The 5412-nt window shown below is 46.7% G+C and carries 2 tRNA genes and 3 rRNA genes; all 5 read right to left on the minus strand.

The annotated features are described in order from the left end of the window. Positions 1-53 precede the first annotated feature (53 nt). The 5 genes from rrf to AC2A07_RS19535 all read right to left on the minus strand — a co-directional run bounded on the left by rrf (position 54) and on the right by AC2A07_RS19535 (position 5326). A 5S ribosomal RNA gene (gene rrf / locus AC2A07_RS19515) occupies positions 54-161 on the minus strand. Between the two features lie 151 nt (positions 162-312). Then, a 23S ribosomal RNA gene (locus tag AC2A07_RS19520) occupies positions 313-3079 on the minus strand. Positions 3080-3287: 208 nt separating this feature from the next. Beyond that, positions 3288-3361: transfer RNA gene (locus AC2A07_RS19525), tRNA-Ala, on the minus strand. A gap of 88 nt (positions 3362-3449) precedes the next feature. Beyond that, positions 3450-3523, minus strand: a tRNA-Ile gene (locus AC2A07_RS19530). 286 nt (positions 3524-3809) lie between these two features. Continuing rightward, a 16S ribosomal RNA gene (locus AC2A07_RS19535) occupies positions 3810-5326 on the minus strand. Together the 16S, 23S and 5S rRNA genes with 2 tRNA genes alongside form the textbook arrangement of a ribosomal RNA operon. Positions 5327-5412: the final 86 nt, after the last annotated feature.

A 5412-nucleotide genomic window follows, 5' to 3' on the forward strand; every position in this document is an offset into this window, starting at 1 on the left:
GTTTAACGCAAAAAAAAGTCTCACACAAATAAATGTATGAGACTTTTAAAAAAAACTGGCGGCGACCTACTCTCCCGCTTTCGCAGTACCATCGGCGCTGGTGGGCTTAACTTCTGTGTTCGGAATGGGAACAGGTGAGCCCCACCGCTAAAACCACCCTAAAGGTTGTATATAAGATATCAGAAGGTAGATTTCAGAGTTCAGAACTTTATACGCTCTGTCATCTGATGTCTTCTATCTGAGATCTGTTTTATCGATAAAAATGTTCACAAAGAGAGAACCTTTAGTGCGCAATGAAGCGTTTACCTATTAGGCTATAAATCTACGGGTAATTAGTACTACTCGGCTATGCTGTTACCAACTTTACACCTGTAGCCTATCAACGTCGTCATCTCCAACGACCCTTAAAAGATGTCTCATCTTGAGGCGAGTTTCGCACTTATATGCTTTCAGTGCTTATCTCTTCCAAACGTAGCTACTCAGCGGTGCACCTGGCGGTACAACTGATACACCAGAGGTTTGTTCAATTCGGTCCTCTCGTACTAGAATCAAGCCCTCTCAAACATCTAACGCCCGCAATAGATAGAGACCGAACTGTCTCACGACGTTCTGAACCCAGCTCGCGTGCCACTTTAATGGGCGAACAGCCCAACCCTTGGGACCTTCTCCAGCCCCAGGATGTGACGAGCCGACATCGAGGTGCCGAACCTCCCCGTCGATGTGAGCTCTTGGGGGAGACTAGCCTGTTATCCCCGGAGTACCTTTTATCCTATGAGCGATGGCCCTTCCATACGGAACCACCGGATCACTATGTCCTGCTTTCGCACCTGATCGACTTGTAGGTCTCACAGTCAAGCACCCTTATGCCATTACACTCTACGCACGGTTACCAAGCGTGCTGAGGGTACCTTTGAAAGCCTCCGTTACTCTTTTGGAGGCGACCACCCCAGTCAAACTACCCACCACGCAATGTCCTTCCAACAGAAGTTAGGCTCCAAGTAAGTAAAGGGTGGTATTTCAACGTTGACTCCACAAACACTAGCGTGCCTGCTTCAAAGTCTCCCACCTATCCTACACATTACTTACTCAAAGTCAATACGAAGTTATAGTAAAGGTTCACAGGGTCTTTTCGTCCCATTGCGGGTAAACGGCATCTTCACCGTTACTACAATTTCACAGAGCTCATGGTTGAGACAGTGCCCAGATCGTTACACCATTCGTGCAGGTCGGAACTTACCCGACAAGGAATTTCGCTACCTTAGGACCGTTATAGTTACGGCCGCCGTTTACTGGGGCTTCAGTCAATCGCTTCGCATTGCTGCTAACGACCTTCCTTAACCTTCCAGCACCGGGCAGGTGTCAGACCCTATACAGCATCTTTCGATTTAGCAGAGTCCTGTGTTTTTGATAAACAGTCGCCTGGGCCTCTTCACTGCGGCCAGCATTGCTGCTGGCGTCTCTTCTTCCGAAGTTACGAGACTATTTTGCCTAGTTCCTTAACCATGATTCACTCTAGCACCTTAGGATTCTCTCCTCGACTACCTGTGTCGGTTTTGGTACGGGTTGCTTCACTTCGGCTTTTCTTGGAAGCACTTTCCTTACAGCAACTTCGCCCGAAGGCTAGGTCTTGACTATTCCGTCAGTCTCCAGTAAGTACGGCACTCCGTCCCCTTTTTAGTGTGAGCAAGTATGGGAATATTAACCCATTGTCCATCCACTACCCCTTTCGGGTTCGCGTTAGGTCCCGACTAACCCTCAGCTGATTAGCATGGCTGAGGAAACCTTAGTCTTTCGGTGAGGGGGTTTCTCGCCCCCTTTATCGTTACTTATGCCTACATTTTCTTTTCTGTACGCTCCACAATATCTCACGATACTGCTTCTGTGCAAACAGAATGCTCCCCTACCAGATACAACTCTTAAGTTGTAAATCCATAGCTTCGGTACTCTATTTATGCCCGATTATTATCCATGCCGGACCGCTCGACTAGTGAGCTGTTACGCACTCTTTAAATGAATGGCTGCTTCCAAGCCAACATCCTAGCTGTCAATGCAGTCCAACCGCGTTGCTTCAACTTAATAGAGATTTGGGGACCTTAGCTGTTGGTCTGGGTTCTTTCCCTCTCGGACACGGACCTTAGCACCCGCGCCCTCACTGCCGTAGAACATTTATTAGCATTCGGAGTTTGTCAGGAATTGGTAGGATTTGACTCCCCCGCATCCAATCAGTAGCTCTACCTCTAATAAACTTATATACGACGCTGCACCTAAATGCATTTCGGGGAGTACGAGCTATCTCCCAGTTTGATTGGCCTTTCACCCCTACCCACAGGTCATCCGAAGACTTTTCAACGTCAACCGGTTCGGTCCTCCACTTTGTGTTACCAAAGCTTCAACCTGCCCATGGGTAGATCACAAGGTTTCGCGTCTAATCCTACTAACTATACGCCCTATTCAGACTCGCTTTCGCTCCGGCTCCGGACCTGAAGTCCTTAACCTCGCTAGTAAAATTAACTCGTAGGCTCATTATGCAAAAGGCACGCCGTCACCCAACTTGTGGGCTCCGACCGCTTGTAGGCGTACGGTTTCAGGTTCTATTTCACCCTTCTATTCGAAGTGCTTTTCACCTTTCCTTCACAGTACTTGTTCACTATCGGTCTTTCAGGAGTATTTAGCCTTGGAGGATGGTCCCCCCATATTCAGACAGGATTTCACGTGTCCCGCCCTACTCATTTATCATCTAAATATACCTTTCATGTACGGGGCTATCACCCTCTATGGCTGTTCTTTCCAGAACATTCTATTAAATATATAAAGACTTTTGGGCTAATCCGCGTTCGCTCGCCACTACTTACGGAATCTCTTCGATTTCTTTTCCTCCGGGTACTTAGATGTTTCAGTTCTCCGGGTTTGCTCTCTAAATAAATTTAGAGTGACTGGTCTTCAACCAGACGGGTTGCCCCATTCGGACATCTGCGGATCAATTCGTGTGTGCCGATCCCCGCAGCTTTTCGCAGCTTACCGCGTCCTTCTTCGCCTCTGAAAGCCTAGGCATCCGCCATACGCCCTTAACGATTTCTTTCCTAATTTGTTAATTAGTTCAGTATTTTTTTACTCAGTATTGCTACCAAGCTTATTTTTTGTAAACTCAAACGCTTAATTGCGCTCGGTTTTCTCTTTGTGATATTTTTACCGTTAATGTCAATGATCTTAATGCTTTCTGCTTGTCTGATAAATGGATATTTATTTTGGCTCTATCCATCAACTTTTAAATCAAACGCACAAAACTGTGGAGAATAAGGGAGTCGAACCCTTGACCTCCTGCGTGCAAGGCAGGCGCTCTAGCCAGCTGAGCTAATTCCCCCTCTAGTAGACCTCAGATCTCAGATTCCAGATATCAGATTTAAAATCTGGTGTCTCCTATCTTATATCTTACCGTCTTTTACAATTAGTAGTCTCGGGCAGGCTCGAACTGCCGACCTCTACATTATCAGTGTAGCGCTCTAACCAGCTGAGCTACGAGACTCTCTTATGAGTGATAAGTAATAAGTAATGAATGATAGCATCCGACTCCTTATTTTTATATCTCAATCTCTCTGTTCCCTGATACTAATTTCTAGTGGGTGTTTTTATATATGATAAATGATTCATGACTCCTGATACAATATTGATTTCTCTTTACCGATCATTCATCGATCATCATTCATCTTTTATAATATAAGCAACCGAGTAAAAAACTAAAACGTTTTCTTAAAGTAAGTACATGGTACATTGAAGTACCTTTTTTTGTTTAACGTCTTAAAGACGCTCTAAAATGAGATGTTCCAGCCGCACCTTCCGGTACGGCTACCTTGTTACGACTTAGCCCTAGTTACCTGTTTTACCCTAGGCAGCTCCTGTTACGGTCACCGACTTCAGGTACCCCAGACTTCCATGGCTTGACGGGCGGTGTGTACAAGGCCCGGGAACGTATTCACCGCGCCATGGCTGATGCGCGATTACTAGCGATTCCAGCTTCATAGAGTCGAGTTGCAGACTCCAATCCGAACTGAGACCGGCTTTCGAGATTTGCATCACATCGCTGTGTAGCTGCCCTCTGTACCGGCCATTGTATTACGTGTGTGGCCCAAGGCGTAAGGGCCGTGATGATTTGACGTCATCCCCACCTTCCTCTCTACTTGCGTAGGCAGTCTCACTAGAGTCCTCAACTTAATGCTAGCAACTAGTGACAGGGGTTGCGCTCGTTGCAGGACTTAACCTAACACCTCACGGCACGAGCTGACGACAACCATGCAGCACCTTGAAAATTGTCCGAAGAAAAGTCTATTTCTAAACCTGTCAATTCCCATTTAAGCCTTGGTAAGGTTCCTCGCGTATCATCGAATTAAACCACATAATCCACCGCTTGTGCGGGCCCCCGTCAATTCCTTTGAGTTTCAAACTTGCGTTCGTACTCCCCAGGTGGCTAACTTATCACTTTCGCTTAGTCTCTGAATCCGAAAACCCAAAAACGAGTTAGCATCGTTTACGGCGTGGACTACCAGGGTATCTAATCCTGTTCGCTCCCCACGCTTTCGTCCATCAGCGTCAGTTAAGACATGGTAACCTGCCTTCGCAATTGGTGTTCTAAGTAATATCTATGCATTTCACCGCTACACTACTTATTCCAGCTACCTCTACCTTACTCAAGACCCGCAGTATCAATGGCAGTTTCATAGTTAAGCTATGAGATTTCACCACTGACTTACGAGTCCGCCTACGGACCCTTTAAACCCAATAAATCCGGATAACGCTTGCACCCTCCGTATTACCGCGGCTGCTGGCACGGAGTTAGCCGGTGCTTATTCGTATAGTACCTTCAGCCAGATACACGTATCTGGGTTTATCCCTATACAAAAGAAGTTTACAACCCATAGGGCAGTCGTCCTTCACGCGGGATGGCTGGATCAGGCTCTCACCCATTGTCCAATATTCCTCACTGCTGCCTCCCGTAGGAGTCTGGTCCGTGTCTCAGTACCAGTGTGGGGGATCACCCTCTCAGGCCCCCTAAAGATCATTGACTTGGTGAGCCGTTACCTCACCAACTATCTAATCTTGCGCGTGCCCATCTCTATCCACCGGAGTTTTCAATATCAAATGATGCCACTTAATATATTATGGGGTATTAATCTTCCTTTCGAAAGGCTATCCCCCTGATAAAGGTAGGTTGCACACGTGTTCCGCACCCGTGCGCCGCTCTCAAAGATCCGAAGATCTTCTACCGCTCGGCTTGCATGTGTTAGGCCTCCCGCTAGCGTTCATCCTGAGCCAGGATCAAACTCTCCATTGTATGTTTGTCTGACTCACTCAAAGTTTTGACGCTTTAGTTTTTCCTTACTTGGTTGTTATATCTATTTTTCAATGATCTCTTCTCTT

Source organism: Chryseobacterium sp. HNCC26DJ238, assembly GCF_057180465.1.